Consider the following 20,280-nt stretch of genomic DNA (forward strand, 5'->3'; position numbering starts at 1 on the left):
TATTTGTAATCAATCAGCCGGAGAAGTGGACAGAAGTTTCTTTTCCAACTCGTTTATTTTTGATTCCTGATTGTTGATGGTGGTCAACAGTGCATTTAATTCTTCATTTTCGATGCTGGAAGGGAATTGCCCTTTGACCCGATCCATAAAGTCGGCAAGTACATTCATGTAGTTTGTAAACGCATCGTATGGCGACTCGTAGTTCGGATAAACGGTAAACCCGGTCCATGGTTTGGTTGTCATGTAATGAAAATGGTCGGACGATTGCAGGCAGAGCCAGTCGCGTTTCAATGCGCGATCGGAGCACAAACGAACCCGTTCTCCTACCTGATATAGTTTCTGAAGCGCTTCGGTCTGGAGATCATTACCGGTCCAGCTGCTCAGGTCTTTTTCTTCTCCCGACCATGTTTGAGGGTAGGGGACGCTGATCGGAGAAATAGGATTGAATTTTTTTGCAATTTCGGCCGGAGTGGAAAAGGTTATTTTATTTGCTAAAGCCTGAAGTGGTAATGCTTTGATGAATTCAAAAATACCGCTTTCGGGACGTTGGCGTTCTCCGATAGACTGATAGCCCATGAAGATGCTGAAAACTTTTTCGCTTTCTTCTGCGCTTTTAATCCAGCTCATCAGTTTTTCGGCTGTCAGAGGAAATTCGCTCCAGCTCCAGTCAGAGAAACGATATGCAATGTCATCACTCAGTTTCATGTTGCGGGTCAGTACTTTGACCTGCGGAATGTAACTGTGGCCGTATACAAAATTCGGGCTTTTCCATCCTAATACATGCTTGGAGCCTTCGGTAAGCATAGTGGAATATCCCATTTCGTAAACCATTTGGGCGATCTCGTCGGAATAAATCATTTCAGTATTCCGGAAAGTGGTAGGTCGAACGCCAAAAAGCTCATAAATAGTATCGCTGTGCATTTTGACCTGCTGAACAAACTCTTCAGGATCAAATACGGCGGCGAGCGAATGAGAATATGTTTCCGCAACAAACTCCACACTTCCTGTTTCGGCAAGTTCCTTAAAGCTATCAATCACTTCGGGAGCATATTGTTCGAAGAGTTCAAGCGCAATTCCCGAGATGGAAAAAGAAACCTTGAATTTGCCGTGCGAACTGCGTATCATGTCGAGAATGAGACGGTTTGCCGGTAAGAAGCTGCTATTTGCTATGCGCTGAACATTTGCTTCGTTTGCAAAGTCATCGTAGTAATAATGATCGGATCCTATTTCAAAGAAACGATAACGCTTTAACTGCATCGGTAAATGCACCTGGAAGTAGAAACAGATAGTTTTCATTTGTGTGTAGTTTAGATTTTAAAGGACAAATGGAATTGGCAAATCAGCGAAGCTAACTCCATGTTGTTGCATGTGCCTAATCGCATTGATTCCGGTTAGCTCGCGCTGAACGTTGTTTCGTGACAATAGGTTTTGTAAAACAACATGTTCGTTTCATAAGCGAAAAGTTTAAGGTGAGCTGATAAATTTACTGATGTCTTCCGGCATTCAGAATGTGGATGGAGAAAGGATATCGGTTTCATCTACCCATGGCAAAAATAGGATTTATTTCGGAGATACAAAAAAAATATGGCACCTATCTTGCGACAAGTGCCATAAAAATGCAATTAAAAAGCGGTGAGGGGGGGATTCGAACCCCCGGTACGGTTACCCGTACGACAGTTTAGCAAACTGTTGGTTTAAGCCACTCACCCACCTCACCAGTGTCCGAGTCATTGCCTAAACGGTTGCCTTAAAAGCGATGCAAAAGTAGGAAATAATTTTCATTTTTTCAAACTCTCTTTCAAAATATTCTCAATAGGAATGATTAAATTTGCAAGCTCAATTGATAAGGCTTAAAAATTAGGTAGTTATGAAAAAGAAAATATACCGTAATTCCAAATTAATCAAAAGGATAGCATTAGTTTTGGGTGCTATAGCCGTCCTTTTTATAGGGTATCAGGCATATATTTATTTCCGCGGAAACTTCTTTACACCTTCGGGCGAAACTGTTTATATCTACATTCATGAACATGCCACGCTTGATGATGTGGTGAAACAAATAGAGAAAAAAACCAAGCCACGGGATATTAATTCTTTCATCCGTTTGGCAAAAACAGAAGGCTATCCCACTAAAATACGGACTGGGCGTTATGCCATCACGAATGGGATGACTAATCACAAATTACTTTCCAACCTGAAAAAACACATTCAGGAACCAGTGAAGCTTAAATTCAACAACATTCGGACAAAAGCCCAATTGGCCGGACGCTTGTCGAAACAGCTGATGGCCGATTCGCTGACGCTGCTTTCAGTGTTGAATGATTCCTTAGCAGACGAAAAAATGGGATTTACTCCCGAAACGGTAGTGGCGATGTTTATCCCTAATACCTATGATATGCTTTGGGATATAACGCCGGCTCAGTTTATTAAGAGGATGCATCACGAATACGAAGAATTCTGGACGGATGAGCGGAAGCAAAAGGCCAAGAAAGCGAACCTTACTCCGGTTCAGGTGACGACTCTTGCCTCTATCATTGAAGAAGAAACTAATCACAAAGCCGATAAACCGATAGTTGCAGGATTGTATCTGAATCGCTTGCGGATAGGGATGCCTTTGCAGTCGTGCCCAACCATCAAGTTTGCACTGAATGACTTTTCGTTGAAACGCATAACCGGCATTCATTTGCGGGTGCAGTCGCCTTACAATACTTACAAAAACCCGGGCTTGCCTCCGGGACCGATCCGTATTCCGAGTATCGAAAGCATCGATGCCGTGCTCGACTTTAAGCCGAATAACTATCTCTACATGTGCGCGAAGGAAACTTTGAACGGAGAGCATTATTTTGCGGCTACCTGGGCAGAACATAAACGGAATGCCGACCGCTATGCCGCTATGATGAACAAACGCGGAATTCACTAATCAGAACAGGTGGCGGATGTGATGACCCGACAGCTCTTTGCGGAGCCGGTCGGAGTCGGGCGCTACCTGTCGTAATAAAGTCCAAAAGCGTTCGCTATGGTTGTGTTCTACCGTGTGGCACAGTTCGTGCAGAATCACGTACTCGATCAGATGCTTGGGGAGCAGTAGCATATAGAGCGAAAGATTGATGCTGTTGACCCGCGAACAACTACCCCAGCGGGTTTGGCTCGACTGTATTTTAACCCCGTTGAATTTGAAGCCGTGCTCTGCGGCTAAGCGAATAATCATGGGCGGCAACTCCTTCTTGGCCGCCTGTCGCAGAAAATAGACCACCCCTTTGCGAATAGCCGTTTGAATGGTTGGCGAATGTACATCTTTTTGTGCCGGATATTCGATGATGAGTATGCCGTTTGCCAGCCGGAAGAAGAGCTGATTGCGGTTGGCGGCGATCACTTGCGTGGTGAACGTCAGTGTTTTCAGCGGATGGTCGGCATCGATCCATTGCTGGTGCTTCTCTTTTTTCTTCAATAAGGTCTCTCTTGTCTGCTCCAGAAATCGTACTCCTTCCTCATAAAATTTCTCCGAAGGCAGCGTCACGCGCACGCCGTCGGCCACCAGGCGCAGGAAAATGCGCCGCGAGCGCGGATTGACCGTAAATGAAATTTGTCCCAGTTCGGGATCGTGAAGCGATGGACACATGCTTTTGGAGATTGATGTGCAAAGATACGAAATATACGATGTGGGGATAAACAGTTAAAGAGTCCAGCAGCCAAATGTCTGTTTATTGGCTAAAAGAGTTATATTTGGCAAAAATATGTTTCTTGAAAATATGATTAGACTTTGATCACAAGATATTTATACGCTATGAAGACCAAACTACTATTTATAATCCTTTGTTTGATTGCATTCGGTTGCAACCAGACTCATTCAAACGATGAAATTTATTGCATGAAGGGAGATGCGTTATGTATTAATAGAAAGTATTATGATAAAATGAGTGATGCAGAGAGAAGGCAATTATTCATCGACAAAGGGATTTGGGACGATTGGGGTGCAAATAACTTCAAGGATGTAAAATATAGGAGAACATTCACTCAATTGTTTCTATATCAATTGATAGCTGCAAATAAATATAATAATCCAAATGCACAAGCGCATTTCGGAGAGTATTTTACTCCTTTTTATCCTGGGTCATCTAGAAATTTAGATCTTAATGTTCTGGATGCAGATACTCGTAAATTTATTTTAGACAACCTTTGGGAAGCTTATAAACAGGATGATGCATATCCTTTTGCCGCAAGTTATTTAAGTGAATATTACGCGACAGGTAACGGAGTCAAAAAGGATGCTGAATTAAGTAAAGTTCTGAAGCAACGCCATGATTCGATTTCAAAAGCATATAAATCTCCAGTTTATGATCGGAAATGGATAAAAATAATGATCAGATAAAAACACCTCTAGATTACCATTTCAGCTAATACCTTAAAAATGAAACAGTTTTATATTATTGCTTTTATCTGCTTGTTGGCGATGTTAGGTTGTTCAAACGGACAGGATAATTCAGACAAATCTTTATTAAAAGAGAATACCGGTAATTTTCCGTACATATTCGAATCGGAAGAAGTTCAAATGGCAATTTGCCTGCATGGGGATACTATTGCCTATCAAAAAGTGAAGAAACTGTATCGCGATTATAATATCGAAAGAGAAGTGTTTTTTTATTCATTTGTTATGGCAAACCGATACCATTATTTACCTGCCTATTATGATGTTTATGTGTGTCTTTGGCAGGCATTTAATGGAGGAAAACACGCCATGCTTTGGGATATGACCCGCTTCGACCCCAAATCGAGAGAAATGGTGCTTCATTATCTGAAAATGGGAGCAAAGAGAGGCAACAAAGATGCGCTGAGAGTTTTAATTAGATATTACACAGCATCCGTAGAATATGGAAAGGAAACCAGAACGTTACATCCTCGTCAGTTTGTAAATGAGTCATCAGAAAAGAACTCCACGGAAGAGCTATAGTAAAATAATCTTGGAAAATTATAGTAGTAAGACTCTGGATTGATGATTGTTTTTTTACCCATTTGTGATGAACTGAAGCGACTTGGAAGTCGCTTGACCCATTAGTCTATCTTTTACAAATCACCGTGAACGGACAGTATTTGCACTTGTCACTGTCCTGAGTTTGTGTAAAGGGTAGGGCAGAGTCGAAAATTTCATCGAGGCACTGTGCAAAGGCGGCAGAAAACTCTTCCTTGTAGTCGTTGAAGTCGTCGACGGGCGTGGCTTGCCGCTCGGGTTTGCAGTAGAGTTTGGTATCGTCACTCTTAAACAATGAACGGATAATCACAATGCCCGGTTCGATGGAACAAGCTCCCTGTTGTTGCTGGTAGAGCAGGGCATACATAAACGTTTGCATCACCGCTTTGGGGCGTTTCTTCTCCTCCTTGTCAAACAGTTGTCCGATGCCGGAAAAAACTGTCAGATCGTGACTGCCGGTTTTGTAGTCTAGGATGCGCGTAACACCTTCCTTGCGATCGATGCGGTCGATAAAGCCCTTGAGGTTGACGCTTTTTCCTGAAGGGAGAGCAAACCGTTCGTCAAAACGGTACTCGGAGGCGACGTATTCGAACGGGGTCAGTTTTTTGTCGTTGCGCAGCAGCTGTTCGATGTATTTCTGAATAATGCCGGTGGTGAGCAGGTGCTGCCCTTCGGGATAGACAATTCCCTCTTCCTTCTTCAAAAAACTGCGGGTAAAGGCCAGTGCCACGGCATCGTTGATGGCAGTCGGGCTCTTCAGTACGCTGTCGATGGCTTCGGCGGTCACCATGCGCCCCTTCATGGTGTTGTACAGCTCTTCCATTGCCCCGTGAAAAATAGAGCCGAAGGTGCTGGCGGCGATGGTCTCCTCCACGTCGTCGCTCTCCTGCAAACCTTCCACCGTGCTGAGGTAAAACTTCAATGGACAGTCGAGATAGGTGTTGATGGCGCTTGCCGAGAGTGCCCTGCGGCTGCCTTCAGTCAAGAAGGGTACCAGTTTTTGTTGAATGGCCTCGGTTTTGGCAATCTCCACCGTTTCGGGCTTGCTGAAACTGATGTCGAACGATGCGATCTTTTCGGTGATCGGCTGGCGGTAGTGGTACTTCAACTGGTGAATGTAGCGGCTCACTTCGCCCGATTGCAACCCTTCCGAACGGGTGTCGTAGGTGCAGATCACCTTTTTTGCCCGGTGGATGAGGCGGTAGAAATGGTAGGCGAAGATGGCATCCTGGTGTTCGCCGGTCGGCAGCCCGAAACCCTTTCGCAGGTGATAGGGAATAAACGACGGAGCCGACTGTTTTTGCGGGAAAACACCCTCGTTAAGCGAAGTGATAATCACATTTTCGAAATCGAGACCGCGCGTTTCGAGCAGACCCATGATTTGCAATCCGGCCAGAGGTTCTCCTTCGAAGGGGATGGAGACCGCCGCGATCAATTGTTTCATCAACCGGGCGAACGTCTCGTTGGTAAGCTCAATTTCCGTGTTATGCAACAACCCTTCGATACGGTTGACGGCCGTGTAGCAATGGTACAAAAACTCTTGTTCCAGATGAACCGTGGGAGTGTTCTCTTCCGTCGTCTGGAGGCGTTGCAGCAGCAGGCGCAATAACTTTGTGAGGTAGGCTGCCATTTGGCGGGGTGATTCGTTACTCACGAACAGCGCTGCTAAAAGCTCATTATCGGCAAACTCTTCGGACGGAATGTATATTTTGTTGTACTGTGTGATGCTGTCGGAGATCGCTTTGGCTTCTTTCCCGGCCAGTTGCAACAGGTAGGGATGTTGCAGGATCATCTGCACGTTGCGGTAGTAAAACAGTGTTTGCCCTCCCTTTTGCCGGATGGTGCGTTGCAGGGCAAAGAGGTTGTCGATAAGCGTGGCGGCTGGTGTGATGGAGAGTGGATAACCCATCGTTACGTTCACCTTGTCCAGTTCCTGCGGAACAGAGTGGAGCATCGGCAGCAGCAGGTTTTCGTCGGAGAGAATTACCACCGTTTTCATCAGCTCTTCCGAGGTATACTCTTCCTTGCTGCCGGGGTAAAGTTCGCGCAGCAGTTGATGTACATATTTGGCTTGTCCCACGGCCGATGGGATACCGGTCAGTTCTATGGTGCGTTCGCGGGTTCCTTCGTCGGTCAGCTCGTAGCGAGGTTTGAATTGTTCGAGGTTGGCTTGCCGGAAGTCGCTGCCGCGGTTGGTGGAGTCTTCCAACTCTTCAATGTCGTAGTCCCAGTAAAAATCGGCCAATCCGTTGTTTCGAAAATAGGTAAATAGCTTCTCTTCGGCTGGCGTGAGAGCGTTGAACCCTACAAATACGATGCGGCTCCACTCCACCGGAAGCTCTTCACGGCGTTGCATCCGTTCGGCTACTTCGCGGAAAATCATTCCTTCGTACCCTTCGCCCGAGGCAAGCAATTCGGCGTGCAGCTTTTCGTAAACCGGATATAGAATTTCCCAGGTGGCACGAAAATCTTTCTGTTTGGCGCTTTCGGAGGTAGGCACAAAGCTCGACCAGAAGCGGCGGATGGCCTCTATCTGGTTCTCAGAAAGGTAGTCGAACAGCGAATCGATCTGTTTCAGTTCCGTGACGTTGGTAAAGAGCTGGCGGGCATCGGCCAGATATTTGTCCACATCGTCGAAGTCGTTGAGCAACATTTCGCCCCAGTAGGCAAACTTGTCGAAACTCTCTTCTTTCTTGCTTAGCGATTGGTAAATTGCGTAGAGGCGAAACAGCAGGCTGATCCGGTCGGCAGTTTGCAGGTTCGAGAGGCGAGCAAACAGTTCGTTCACCGTCATCGTCTCAGGAGCAAACAACGGTCGGTCGATCATTTTCGACAGGTAGTTGAGGAAAAAAAGCCCTGCCCGCCGGTTAGGAAACACAAAGAGCATGTTGCCCAACTCCTGTTCGTGTTCGTGCAGGTAAACGGAGGCTATTTGTTGCAAAAGAGGTTTCACGTTTGAAAGAAGTTTGTCCGGGAATTTAGAATGGATAACCGATAGCAAAAAACATGTTCATGTTTCTTTTGACGTTTGTCAGGGGACGTATCCATTTGTTGTCGGCACCACCACTGGCAGGATTAAACAATTTATACCCGAAGTCGAACCTTAGTACAAAATAGTTGAAGTTCATGCGCAATCCAAGACCGTAGCTCCAGGCAATTTGTTTGTAGAACTCAGATAGTTTGAAAAAACCACCCGGCTGATCGCTGTAATTTTTTATTGTCCAGATATTTCCGGCGTCCGTAAAGGCAGCTCCTTCAAATATCCATCCAATCTTAAACCTATATTCAAGGTTGGCAAGCAGGTTGATGTCTCCGATTTTGTTCACGAAATCAATTTTTCCGTCCGTGTCTTTGTTGTAATACGAGCCCGGGCCGAGTGTATATGATGACCATCCTCTGATGCCGTTGGCGCCACCCGCATAATACCGTTCTTCAAAAGGAATAATCTGAGCATTTCCGTAAGGACAGGCGACTCCTAATGCAAGGTGATAGACCAGATGGTTGTCTTTGGTAATTTCCTGATTGTAGGAGAAATCGAAATCTCCTTTTACATATTGCGCAAAAGAAAGGTTGAAAATGCGATAATGATTCGCTGAGTCGCGGCGGGAGTTAAACACGCCACACAGAGCATTTAACAGGTTGCCTGCTTCTGCAATGCCTAATCGCCAGTTGGTGATATTTCCTCCTGTTTTTTTTCCTCGCTGGCTGTTATAGTTGATGCTGATGCCCGTGCGCAAAATCATCTGACTTTGGTAGCTGTAAACCAAAGGGGAAGAGTTGCTCAGATAGTTTTTTTCAAAGTCAGGCGAGATACGATCCTTTGGAAGATAGATGTAGTTGAAATTGAGAAGATCAAAAGTATAAAACAGGTTTTTCCGGCTCCAGGCATATTTGATTCCAACATTTGCAAGCGTTCGCGTAAACTCAGGACGTATCTGATAGTTATACCCGATGGTGAATGCCGTTGAGGCATTGATTCCTCTTTTGAATTCTTGTCCGAGGAAAGGAAATACAAAGGTGGGATATTTAACAGATACATCAGTCGAAAGCTCGGTTGCATTGTACGAAAAGAGGTTGGAAAGACTACCCAGGGCTTCGTACGAATAACGGGCGTGGAATTTGAATAGTTGAGCTCCTTTGAAAATATTGCGGTGCTGGTAAGAAAAATCGCCTGCAACGCCGAAATTTCCGCCAGAGTTGGTGCCTTCCACATCCACCGTGAATGATTGATTTTTATCGGGATTAATCACGATGATGCAGTCCATCGTGTCGTTTGTCCGTTCGCGAAAAACCACATTGACATACTTTACCGGAGGAAGAGCATTCAGGGCAGAATACGTTTCCTCCACCATCTTATCGTTGTAGTAAGAGTTGGGGAAAATAAATGTGTTCGATATAAGAGAATTACAAGAAATCAACGGGCGCTTGCTGAATAAGAAGCGATAGCCGTCATACCATAACGAATCCATTTTTTCTCTTGTGTCGCGGTTGGTGCCTGCTGTATATGCCTGTGTCCGTTCTGTGGTTGTTAGTAAAAATGTGACGTTTCTAATAATTTTTCTGGAAAGTAATTTTCGGGCAATAGAGTCATTGCTTGCCAGTCCGGCCCGAAGTTTTAACGACACGTTGGCTTTCAGGTTGCCCGAAGTTGTATCAGCCAGAAAATGGAAGTGATCTTTTGTAACAGTATAAAATCCCCGTTGCTTAAGAAAAGCGGTAAGGTCGGTTCTTTCCTTTTCAAGGGCATTTATATCAAAAATCATTCCCTTTTTTATTGTAGGGACATAAGGATCTTTTTGTGAATTGATAGCTTTAAGTAGCGAATCGTTGGGAATCTCTATCTTGAAATTCTCAATTTTGTAAGGTTCGCCCGATGTAATTTTATAAGTGAGATTGACTTTCTTCTTGTGCTTTTCGGCAATGGTCTGAACCGTGGCTTTTGCGTAGCCACGGTTGACCATCTCTTTATTCAATTCGTTTCGTGATAGTTCTGCTGCCGATTCATCGTAAATCACCGGTTTTTCTCCGGCACGTTTCAGCCAGTTGTTCCACCATCTGGTTGTGTCTCGTCCCGAAAGACTATAAACTCCGAGTTGTAACCTGAAAGCACTGAAAACTCTTTGGTTGGGTGTTTGCCTGAGATAAGGTTTCAGCGATTCTTTGTTGATGCTTTTATTGTCAGATACAATCTTAACCTTATTGAGCAGGTATTGTCCGTCCGGTACGTACTTGGTGCTGCTACAGCCGACAATCAGCAGAGCTAATACTATTTTATATAATCGGAGACGTTTCATTTGTATCACAATAAAGCGGTTACTCTTTTGCGGAGAGTACAATTTTGGAAATTACGGAAGAATACTAAGATGTTTACAAAATTAGCAAAAATCTATCACTCTGTACATTTCTAATATCGTTTTACCAAATCGGCTCCTTTGAAATAGTGGAGCAGGATTTTGTCGTAAGGATAACCTTTCGAACTCATCACTGCCGCTCCTATCTGGCAAAGCCCAACTCCATGACCCCATCCGGCTCCGGTCAGCGTAAAACTTTCAGGAACAGTGTCGTTGCCTGATTTGTCTACAACAAAAGCGGAACTGTAAAGGTGCGACGTCGAGAGGTACTTCCGTATTTCAAGCTCTTTGCCGATGGTCATTGTGCGTTTGGTGCCAACAATCTTCAATTTGATTAAACGTCCCGAAGTGCCTCTTTCGACAGGAATCAGATCGACAATTTCGCCAAAGTCGATTCCGGATCGTTTGGTAATCAGTGCAGAAAGTTCCTGCTGTGCGTACGTTACTTTCCAACGGTAAAAATCGGTCGTTTCCTGATCGTAGTCGTTCAGTACCTGCGATAAAACCTCTTTGTCATGAGTGTTGCAAAATGCCGGAGGATCGGTACGAATCCATTTTTCGGCAGTTGCTTCGTCTGTCAGGTCTTCAAAATCGTTTTCCTCCGGAGTGTCACGCAGCACGGTCAGATAGTCGTGAGCAACCGGCTCCCAGCAATTTTCGAATTTTTCGGTGACTCCACCACACGATTTTGAGAAGCGGGCGTCACAAATTTTTCCGTCGTATTCCAGAATCAGTCCACGCGTGGCTTCAATAGCCAGTGCTACTGCATCATTTTGGCGGATAATCCCCTGATAACGTTGGCAATGATCGTCGGCACACACGTCAAACAACGTATGATCTTCACGGTCATACCATTTAATCAGTTCGTCATCGGTTCTGAAGGTCGATTGATAAAGAGAAGTTTCTTCCAATGACTTGTTCTTTTCAATCTGTGCCAGCAACCAGCTACGAGAAATTACGGCATGAGCTCTGAGCAGTTCGGGCGAACTGGTAGCGCTCATTTCCGACGAAATTACACTCGTAAGGTACGACTCGACCCCAATTTGATTGATGGCGGTCAGCTTACCGTTTTCCACGATGAGCCTCAATCCGCCCTTAAACTGTTGATTTTCTTTTCGTTCCCAGTGGAAATTGATGCCAATCACCACATCTTTCAACTCCACACAGTCGGTATTGTAGTTTGTAGGTTCGAAAACCAAAACGTCAAATAACTGATTGTCATACAGAATTTTTCCTTCTTTAAAAGAAGCTGTGTGCAAACCGGTTAGCGTTGCCCCGGTCGATTCACAACAGTATTCTCCATGAAACTCGAAGTTAATGACTTCTTCAAACATGATGCCGACATTCACTATTGGCTCTTTCATAGGTAGAAATAAGTTAGAATTATGCGGGCAAAGTTATACATTTTTATTCCTCAAAGTGAATGGTAAAAAATGACAAAATGAACATTAAATTGGGTAATTCGCGAAAAATATGACGATTTATACCCTGAAAAAACGTTCAAAATGGCAGATTTAAAGCCATTTAAGGTGTTGAAAAGACAATTTTTTGAGTGACGATCAAAAAAAATTAGAAATTATGATGGTAGAAAAACCCTTGTAAATAAAGCAAAAAGACATAATAAATTTATTTGAGCTTACAAAAAGACAATAAAAATGCAAATAAAATATCATTATGCTTTGCAAATATGAAAATCATGTTTACATTTGCAACGTAGATAACACGAAAAGGAAACCAACAAAATATGGTGATCCTTTTTTCAGGTAAAAAGATTGAAGTTTTTAAGAGCAAAAAAGATTGTGTAGTAGTTTAACAGGCTTAGAAAGCTTGATAGAATGTGCAGATGAAAGTGAGGGTTGTTGAAAAGGCAAAAGAAATTTGAAGCGACAGATGTTAAGGATCCGACACCGTTCGTAGTTCAAAGAGTATTTTGAATCATCAGGCAAGTGAGACGTGAACTCGTAGTATTAATTTTCCAAAACAAAATTGATTATGAAAGTATCTTACAAGACGATCGCAAAATGCCTTTTGGGCGTGGTGTTGGCAACAGTAGCAGTATCTGCCTCTGCTCAGGATTCTAAAGGTGGAAGTTTCAGTGTTAGTGCTGATGTAGTTAGTTCGTATGTTTGGCGTGGTGTAGCCCAGGAAGGCTCACGTGGCGGTTCTCCCAATATCCAGCCTACCGTTTCTTATACAAATGGTGCATTCAGCATCGGAGCCTGGGGTTCATACGCATTTTCGGGCAATGTAAAGGAAGTTGACCTTTATGCAACATTGTCTTTGCCCAGTGCATTATCAATCACCCTTACAGACTATAACTGGAATAACGGAAACGATGCCAGCGTAGGATACTTTAATTATAAAAGTGGCAAAACCGGTCATGTGTTTGAAGGTACTCTGGCTTATGGCGGAACAAAATCATTTCCCTTGTCAATTGCATGGAACACCATGTTTTACGGCGCTGACAAGAAAATCGACGGAAAGCAGGCATTTTCCACTTATGTAGAACTCGGTTTGCCTATTACCTCTAACGTGAAAGCCTTTATGGGAGCATCTTTGTTTGACAGCCCCAACTATTATAACAGTGGCTTTTCGGTAATTAATCTCGGACTTAAGGTGTCTAAAGAAATCAAATTCTCCGATTCGTTCAGCCTCCCGGTTTATGGAATTATCGGAGCAAATCCTCAGGCCGAAAAAGCCTTCTTTGTAGCAGGTATTACATTGTAAGAAAGAAATATACCGGAGGATGATGCCAGTCAGCCTCCGGATACAAAACCAAATTTTAATTTTTTATTGTATGAAAAAAATTGAAGCAGTTATCCGGAAATCAAAATTTGAAGATGTCAAAAAAGCATTGTATGATGCCGGAATTGAGTGGTTCTCCTATTGGGATATTGTAGGTTTGGGTAAATCTACAGAAGAACAAATCGTGAGAGGACAGGTTTTTCAGTCAAGCTACATTCAACGCAGAATGTTGTCGATCGTTGTACGCGACCAGAACCTCGAAAAGACTGTAAATGCAATTGTGAATTCGGGTCGTACCGGAGAAATGGGAGATGGTAAAATCTTTGTTTCAGATATTGAAGCCACCTATCGTATCCGTACCGGAGAAAATGGTCCTGAAGCATTATATAACAAAGAAAACGACCATTAAATTAAATGGAACCGTAGGAATGTAAACAATTCTGCTTTAGGTTCATAATTATAAAAATTAAATTATATTCACATGAAAAAGATACTTATATCTCTGACAGCTTTTTTGACGTTGTTTAGCTTGCCGGTACTGGCACAAGGAGCTGCTGCAGTTCCTGCCCCGAAAGTAGATTCGGGAGATACAGCATGGATGATTGTTGCAACCGCATTGGTATTACTTATGACCATTCCGGGTTTGGCTCTTTTCTATGGAGGTTTGGTTCGTCGTAAAAATATTTTGAGCGTTTTGATGCAGTGTTTCATTATTACCGCTGTAATCAGTATAGAATGGGTGATGGTTGGATACAGTTGGGCCTTCGGTAGTTCAAAAGGTGCTCTGGCTCCTTTTATCGGAGGTTTCGACTGGTCATTCCTTCATGGAATTAAACCGAGCGATCTGAGCCCGTACTTTATTTCACACTCTCAGCCTACAGGCCATATTGTAAACGGAGCTCCTGAAATGACAGGAACAATTCCTCACCTTGTGTTCATCATGTTCCAGTGTATGTTTGCCGTTATTACTCCGGCTCTTATCATTGGTGCTTTTGCTGAACGTATCAAATTCAAAGGATTCCTTGTTTTTACAGTTCTGTGGGCATTGTTTGTGTACAACCCTGTAGCTCACTGGGTATGGTCTGCTGACGGTTGGTTGTTCAAACTGGGAGCATTAGACTTTGCCGGTGGTACTGTAGTGCATATCAATGCCGGTATTGCGGCTTTAGTTACCGCTTTGATGCTTGGCAAACGTCGTGATTATCAGGGTCATGCTCTGCCTCCTCACAATATTCCTTTTGTAGCAATTGGAGCCGCTCTGCTTTGGTTCGGATGGTTTGGGTTCAATGCAGGTAGCGGTTTGGCTGCCGACGGTTTGGCCGGTAGCGCATTTCTGGTAACTAACCTTGCAACTGCAACTGCTGCTTTTGTGTGGGCGATTTTGGATTGGTTTGTTGGAAAAAAACCGACAGTGGTTGGTATCTGCACAGGAGCTGTTGGAGGTTTGGTTGCCATTACGCCGGCTGCCGGTTTTGTTGATGTAACAGGCGCTTTTGCAATTGGTATTGCCGTTGCGTTGGTTTGCTACTTCATGGTGGCTTACGTAAAACCGAAACTGGGTTACGATGATGCTTTGGATGCATTCGGTGTTCACGGTATCGGTGGTATTCTGGGTGCTTTGATGACAGGTTTGTTTGCAACTCCTTTCATTCAGTCTGCTTACAGTGGAGCATTCTATGGTAATGCTCACCAGTTCATTATTCAGTTGGTTGCTGTTGGTTCAACTATCGCTTACACAGCTATCGGAACATTTATTCTGTTCAAGATTGTACAGGTAACAATTGGTGTTCGTGCAACCGAAAAAGAAGAGGCTGTAGGTTTGGATGAAACACAACATGCCGAAACCGGATATACATATTTCGATTGATAATAACTGCTTTCTAAAACTTTCCGCCGGCAGAGCGTCGGAGGGAAGTCTTTCAAGGGCATCTCATGAAAGTGAGATGCCCTTTGTTTTCTGGCTATCACTAAATTGCTTTTCTTTTTCTGCATACAAATTGCATATCTAAAACCAAACCCTGATTGTATAGCCCAATTTAGCAAAAATGAGATTATTTTGTAATGTGGAGATGACAAATTCGGAAAAAAGGTACTATCTTTGTCGTTCAAAATTTTTGATGTGGAAGCGCTATTCAGAACACATAAGTATCTGGTTGAACATGTTGAATCGCCCGTGCAACGTCAGTTGATGGACGAGATTGACTGGAATCATCGTTTGATAGGCATTAAGGGCAGTCGGGGAGTGGGCAAAACCACTTTTTTGCTTGAATATGCCAAGCAGCGTTTTGGTGCTGACGATCGTTCCTGCTTGTATATCAATCTCAACAATTTCTATTTCACCACCTGCTCCTTATACGATTTTGCCGATGAATTTTGCAAGGTCGGAGGACGTACGCTTTTGATCGATCAGGTATTCAAATTGCCCAACTGGTCAGAAGATTTGCGTGAGTGTTACGACAAGATACCGGATCTGAATATTGTCTTCTCGGGTTCGTCGGTAATGCGACTGAAAGAAGAAAATCCTTTGTTGCGCGATTGCGTGAAATCGTACAACCTGAGAGGATTCTCGTTTCGCGAGTATCTTAACCTGATGGCAGATACGCACTTTAAGTCGTACACACTTGACGAAATTCTGAAGAATCATGTCGAAATAGCATCTGAAATCGTTTCGAAAGTAAAGCCATTGGCCTATTTTCAAAATTATCTGCATCACGGTTTTGCTCCGTTTTTCCTTGAAAAAAGAAATTTTTCGGAAAACCTGCTGAAGACGATGAACATGATGCTGGAGGTAGATGTTTTGTTTATCAAACAGATAGAACTCAAATATCTGCCCAAAATTCGTAAGTTGCTTTATCTGATAGCCAGTACGGCTCCCAGTGTGCCCAATGTGAGCCAGCTCAGTACTGAAATAAATATATCGCGTGCTACGGTAATGAATTATATCAAATACCTGAGCGATGCCCGTTTGTTTAACCTGTTGTATGCCGAGGGGGATGAATTTCCGAAGAAACCGGCAATGGTTTATATGCAGAATACGAATCTGATGCACGCCATTACACCGGGAAATGTAGACTTGCAGGCACAGCGCGAAACGTTCTTTTATAATGTGTTGTACAAAGATCATAAGTTGAACAAAGGCAATCGCGACGCCCAGTTTCTGGTCGATCACTCCCTTCAGTTTGTTATTGCCGACAGCGATAGCAGAATGAAATTCAAGCCTGATTACTACTATGCGATCGATAAGATTGAGGTAGGTTCTAAGAAGGTGGTGCCTTTGTGGCTGTTCGGATTTTTGTACTGATCACTTTATCCTTTTGCGGATGGAGTGATTTGTTCGTTTTGTAACAAAAGCGAAGTTGTTGACCTTAGAACGATACCTGACCATATTTTTATTTTAACTCAATCACATTCATATCTAATTAATTCACAATTATGGCAAAAGACAAGAAATTTTTGACTTGTGACGGTAATCAGGCCGCTGCCCACATCGCGTATATGTTTAGCGAAGTGGCTGCCATTTACCCGATTACGCCATCGTCAACAATGGCCGAATATGTTGACGAATGGTCTGCCGCCGGCAGAAAAAACATTTTCGGTGAAACCGTATTAGTAGAAGAAATGCAATCGGAAGCAGGAGCTGCCGGTGCTGTTCACGGTTCGTTGCAAGCCGGTGCGCTTACAACCACCTTTACTGCATCACAGGGTCTTCTGTTGATGATTCCAAATATGTACAAAATTGCCGGAGAGTTGTTGCCTTCGGTATTCCACGTTTCTGCACGTGCTTTGGCTTCTCACGCTTTGAGCATTTTTGGCGACCACCAGGATGTGATGGCTTGTCGTCAGACAGGATTTGCCATGTTGTGTGAAGGTTCGGTACAGGAAGTGATGGATTTGGCCGGTGTTGCTCACCTTGCAACTTTGAAATCACGCGTTCCTTTTATGAATTTCTTCGACGGTTTCCGTACTTCTCACGAAATTCAGAAAATCGAAGCTTTGGCTAACGAAGATCTCGCTCCGCTGATCGACCAGAAAGCTTTGGCTGACTTCCGCACCCGTGCGTTGAACCCCAGCTCACCCGTTGCCCGTGGTATGGCCGAAAACCCTGACCACTTCTTCCAACACCGCGAAGCATCTAACAGCTTCTATGAAACAGTTCCTGCTATCGTAGAAGAATACATGAACGAAATCTACAAAATCACAGGCCGCAAATACGGTTTGTTCGATTACTACGGAGCTCCCGATGCAGATCGCGTTATCATCGCTATGGGTTCTGCTACAGAAGCTATCCGCGAAACCATCGACCACCTGACAGCTAAAGGCGAAAAAGTAGGTATGGTAGCAGTTCACCTCTACCGTCCGTTCTCTGCTAAACATTTCCTTGCTGCAGTTCCTAAAACAGCTAAACGTGTTGCTGTTCTCGATCGCACAAAAGAACCGGGTGCAAACGGCGAACCTTTGTACCTCGACGTAAAAGATTGTTTCTACGGCGATGCAAACGCTCCTGTTGTTGTAGGCGGTCGCTACGGTTTAGGTTCAAAAGATACAACTCCTGCTCAAATTTTGGCTGTTTATGACAACCTCGCTTTGCCGGAACCTAAGAACCACTTCACTATCGGTATCGTTGATGATGTTACCTTCACTTCTCTTCCTCAGGAAGAAGAAATTGCAGTGGGTGGCGCAAGCTTGTACGAAGCTAAATTCTACGGTTTGGGTGCTGACGGTACTGTAGGTGCAAACAAAAACTCAATCAAAATTATCGGTGACAACACCAACAAATATTGCCAGGCGTATTTTGCTTACGACTCTAAGAAATCGGGTGGTTTTACCTGTTCTCACCTTCGTTTCGGTGATGAGCCTATCCGTTCTACTTACCTCGTAAATACGCCTAACTTTGTTGCTTGCCACGTTCAGGCTTACCTGAATTTGTACGACGTAACACGTGGTTTACGTAAAAACGGTACTTTCCTGTTGAACACTATCTGGAACGGAGAAGAACTGGCTAAGAATCTGCCTGCAAAAGTGAAGAAATACTTCGCTAAAAACAATATCTCGGTTTACTACATCAACGCTACCGAAATTGCTCAGCAAATCGGTTTGGGTAACCGTACCAACACCATCCTTCAGTCTGCATTCTTCCGTATCACAGGCGTAATTCCTGCTGAACTGGCAGTAGAACAGATGAAGAAATTTATCGTTAAGTCTTACGGTAAAAAAGGTGAAGACGTTGTAAACAAAAACTACGCTGCGGTTGACCGTGGTGGTGAATACAAACAACTGACTGTTGATCCTGCATGGGCTAATCTTGCTGATGACGCTGCTGCAACAAACAACGATCCTGCTTTCATCAACGAAGTGGTTCGTCCTATCAACGCTCAGGATGGTGACTTGTTGCCTGTTTCTGCTTTCAAAGGCATCGAAGACGGTACATGGCATCAGGGAACATCTAAATACGAAAAACGTGGTGTTGCAGCTTTCGTTCCTGAATGGAATCCTGAAAACTGTATCCAGTGTAACAAATGTGCTTACGTTTGTCCTCACGCTTCTATCCGTCCGTTCGTATTGGATGCCGAAGAACAAAAAGGCGCTAACTTCGCTTCTTTGAAAGCTGTAGGTAAATCTTTCGAAGGCATGACTTTCCGTATCCAGGTTGACGTTCTCGACTGTATGGATTGCGGTAACTGTGTTGACGTTTGTCCGGGCAATCCTAAGAAGGGTGGTAAAGCTCTTACAATGAAACACCTCGAAAGCCAGATGGGCGAAGTTGCTAACTGGGATTACCTGGTTAACAACGTGAAGAGCAAACAAGACCTCGTTGACGTGAAGGCTAACGTGAAGAACTCTCAGTTCGCAACTCCGTTGTTTGAGTTCTCCGGCGCTTGTTCAGGTTGTGGTGAAACTCCGTATGTAAAACTGCTTACTCAGTTGTATGGCGATCGCGAAATGGTTGCTAATGCTACAGGATGTTCTTCTATCTACTCTGGTTCTGTTCCTTCAACCCCTTACACAACCAACGACAAAGGTCAGGGTCCTGCATGGGCTAACTCCCTGTTCGAAGATTTCTGCGAATTCGGTTTGGGTATGGAACTGGCTAACCTGAAAATGCGTGAACGTCTTACTGACTTGTTCAGCGCAGCAATTGCTTCGGAAGATACTCCTGCTGAAACAAAAGCATTGTTCCAGGAATGGATCGACAACAAACTGGATGCTGAAAAGACCAAAGTATTGGCCGAAAAGATCATTCCGGTTGTTGAAGCCGCTAAAGACAAATGCGATACCTGCGAACAAATCTTTGAATTGAGAAACTTCCTCGTAAAACGCAGCCAGTGGATCATTGGTGGTGACGGTGCTTCTTACGATATCGGTTACGGCGGTCTCGACCATGTAATCTCTACCGGTAAAGATGTAAACATCCTCGTTTTGGATACCGAAGTTTACTCAAATACAGGTGGTCAGTCTTCTAAAGCTACTCCTGTGGGTGCTATCGCTAAATTTGCTGCATCGGGTAAACGTGTACGCAAAAAAGACCTCGGTTTGATGGCAACTACTTACGGTTACGTTTATGTAGCTCAGATTGCAATGGGTGCTGATCAGGCTCAGACAATGAAAGCTATCCGCGAAGCAGAAGCTTATCCCGGACCATCACTCATCATCGCTTATTCTCCCTGTATCAACCACGGTTTGAAAGCCGGTATGGGTAAGAGCCAGGCTGAATCGGAAAGAGCTGTAGAGTGTGGTTACTGGCACTTGTGGCGTTACAATCCTCAGTTGGAAGAAGAAGGAAAGAATCCGTTCCTTCTCGACTCTAAAGAGCCGCAATGGGAGAAATTCCAGGACTTCCTCAAGGGTGAAGTACGTTACGCTTCGCTGATGAAGCAGTACCCTGCCGAAGCAGCCGAATTGTTCCAGGCAGCCGAAGACAACGCTAAATGGCGTTACAAAGGCTACAAACGCATGGCTTCTGCCGAATAAGATCCTTTGATTCCTGAAAAGGAACGATAATAAAAGCCGGTCGTCACTATTGAGTGACGACCGGCTTTGTTTTTACTCGCGATGAAAAAACAGGAGTCCGTGTCAGACAAAAATAATATTAACTAAAAAGCAGTCTCTTTGAAAACAAATTTGTAGATTTGAAACGAAAATAGTCAACCTGTATTTCGATAATCAGCATCGAAAATGCCATAAAAATAGTGATTGTCTAAACCGAGGCGTTCATACATCAAA

General features: G+C 44.0%; 13 protein-coding genes and 1 tRNA gene. 8 read left to right on the forward strand and 6 right to left on the reverse strand.

The window, feature by feature from the left end:
• Positions 1–9: 9 nt before the first annotated feature.
• Both F8N35_RS00390 and F8N35_RS00395 read right to left on the reverse strand, forming a co-directional pair.
• Positions 10–1,296 carry a glycoside hydrolase family 57 protein gene (locus F8N35_RS00390; protein ID WP_293049383.1) on the reverse strand — a complete coding sequence of 429 codons (1,287 nt, stop codon included), beginning with the start codon at positions 1,294–1,296 and terminating at the stop codon, positions 10–12.
• Between the two features lie 334 nt (positions 1,297–1,630).
• Positions 1,631–1,717: transfer RNA gene (locus F8N35_RS00395), tRNA-Ser, on the reverse strand.
• Positions 1,718–1,867: 150 nt separating this feature from the next.
• Here F8N35_RS00395 and mltG point away from each other — a divergent pair.
• Positions 1,868–2,917, forward strand: a complete 1,050-nt coding sequence (gene mltG / locus F8N35_RS00400) for an endolytic transglycosylase MltG (RefSeq protein ID WP_293049384.1) — start codon at positions 1,868–1,870, stop codon at positions 2,915–2,917.
• Here mltG and F8N35_RS00405 read toward each other — a convergent pair whose 3' ends face one another.
• Complete coding sequence (locus F8N35_RS00405; protein ID WP_293049385.1) at positions 2,918–3,616, reverse strand: M48 family metallopeptidase; 699 nt, start codon at positions 3,614–3,616, stop codon at positions 2,918–2,920.
• A 249-nt stretch (positions 3,617–3,865) separates the two neighbouring features.
• Here F8N35_RS00405 and F8N35_RS00410 point away from each other — a divergent pair, with 249 nt between their 5' ends.
• Positions 3,866–4,366, forward strand: a complete 501-nt coding sequence (locus F8N35_RS00410; protein ID WP_293049386.1) for a hypothetical protein — start codon at positions 3,866–3,868, stop codon at positions 4,364–4,366.
• A gap of 39 nt (positions 4,367–4,405) precedes the next feature.
• Positions 4,406–4,945 (forward strand): hypothetical protein, encoded by a 540-nt coding sequence (locus F8N35_RS00415; protein ID WP_293049387.1) that lies wholly within the window; start codon positions 4,406–4,408, stop codon positions 4,943–4,945.
• Positions 4,946–5,051: 106 nt separating this feature from the next.
• Here the strand turns inward: F8N35_RS00415 and F8N35_RS00420 are convergent, their stop codons facing one another.
• The 3 genes from F8N35_RS00420 to F8N35_RS00430 form a co-directional block, all read right to left on the reverse strand.
• Positions 5,052–7,916, reverse strand: coding sequence for a PD-(D/E)XK nuclease family protein (locus F8N35_RS00420; RefSeq protein ID WP_293049388.1), 2,865 nt, complete (start codon positions 7,914–7,916; stop codon positions 5,052–5,054).
• Between the two features lie 25 nt (positions 7,917–7,941).
• Positions 7,942–10,257: a BamA/TamA family outer membrane protein gene (locus F8N35_RS00425; RefSeq protein WP_293049389.1), complete on the reverse strand. Its 2,316-nt coding sequence runs from the start codon at positions 10,255–10,257 to the stop codon at positions 7,942–7,944.
• Positions 10,258–10,367: 110 nt separating this feature from the next.
• On the reverse strand, positions 10,368–11,678 hold the full coding sequence (locus tag F8N35_RS00430) for a SpoIID/LytB domain-containing protein (protein ID WP_293049390.1): 1,311 nt from the start codon (positions 11,676–11,678) through the stop codon (positions 10,368–10,370).
• A gap of 628 nt (positions 11,679–12,306) precedes the next feature.
• On the opposite strand from F8N35_RS00430, the gene F8N35_RS00435 reads away from it, so the two are divergent.
• The 5 genes from F8N35_RS00435 (at position 12,307) to nifJ (ending at position 20,028) form a co-directional block, all read left to right on the forward strand.
• Positions 12,307–13,041, forward strand: a complete 735-nt coding sequence (locus tag F8N35_RS00435) for a hypothetical protein (RefSeq protein WP_293049391.1) — start codon at positions 12,307–12,309, stop codon at positions 13,039–13,041.
• A 70-nt stretch (positions 13,042–13,111) separates the two neighbouring features.
• Complete coding sequence (locus F8N35_RS00440; protein WP_068701687.1) at positions 13,112–13,468, forward strand: P-II family nitrogen regulator; 357 nt, start codon at positions 13,112–13,114, stop codon at positions 13,466–13,468.
• Positions 13,469–13,540: 72 nt separating this feature from the next.
• Positions 13,541–14,926, forward strand: a complete 1,386-nt coding sequence (locus F8N35_RS00445; protein ID WP_293049392.1) for an ammonium transporter — start codon at positions 13,541–13,543, stop codon at positions 14,924–14,926.
• 252 nt (positions 14,927–15,178) lie between these two features.
• Positions 15,179–16,360 (forward strand): AAA family ATPase, encoded by a 1,182-nt coding sequence (locus F8N35_RS00450; protein ID WP_293049859.1) that lies wholly within the window; start codon positions 15,179–15,181, stop codon positions 16,358–16,360.
• Positions 16,361–16,491: 131 nt separating this feature from the next.
• Positions 16,492–20,028 (forward strand): pyruvate:ferredoxin (flavodoxin) oxidoreductase, encoded by a 3,537-nt coding sequence (nifJ, locus tag F8N35_RS00455; RefSeq protein ID WP_293049393.1) that lies wholly within the window; start codon positions 16,492–16,494, stop codon positions 20,026–20,028.
• Positions 20,029–20,280: the final 252 nt, after the last annotated feature.

The organism is Paludibacter sp. (assembly GCF_009712605.1).
Classification (GTDB): Bacteria; Bacteroidota; Bacteroidia; order Bacteroidales; family Paludibacteraceae; genus Microbacter.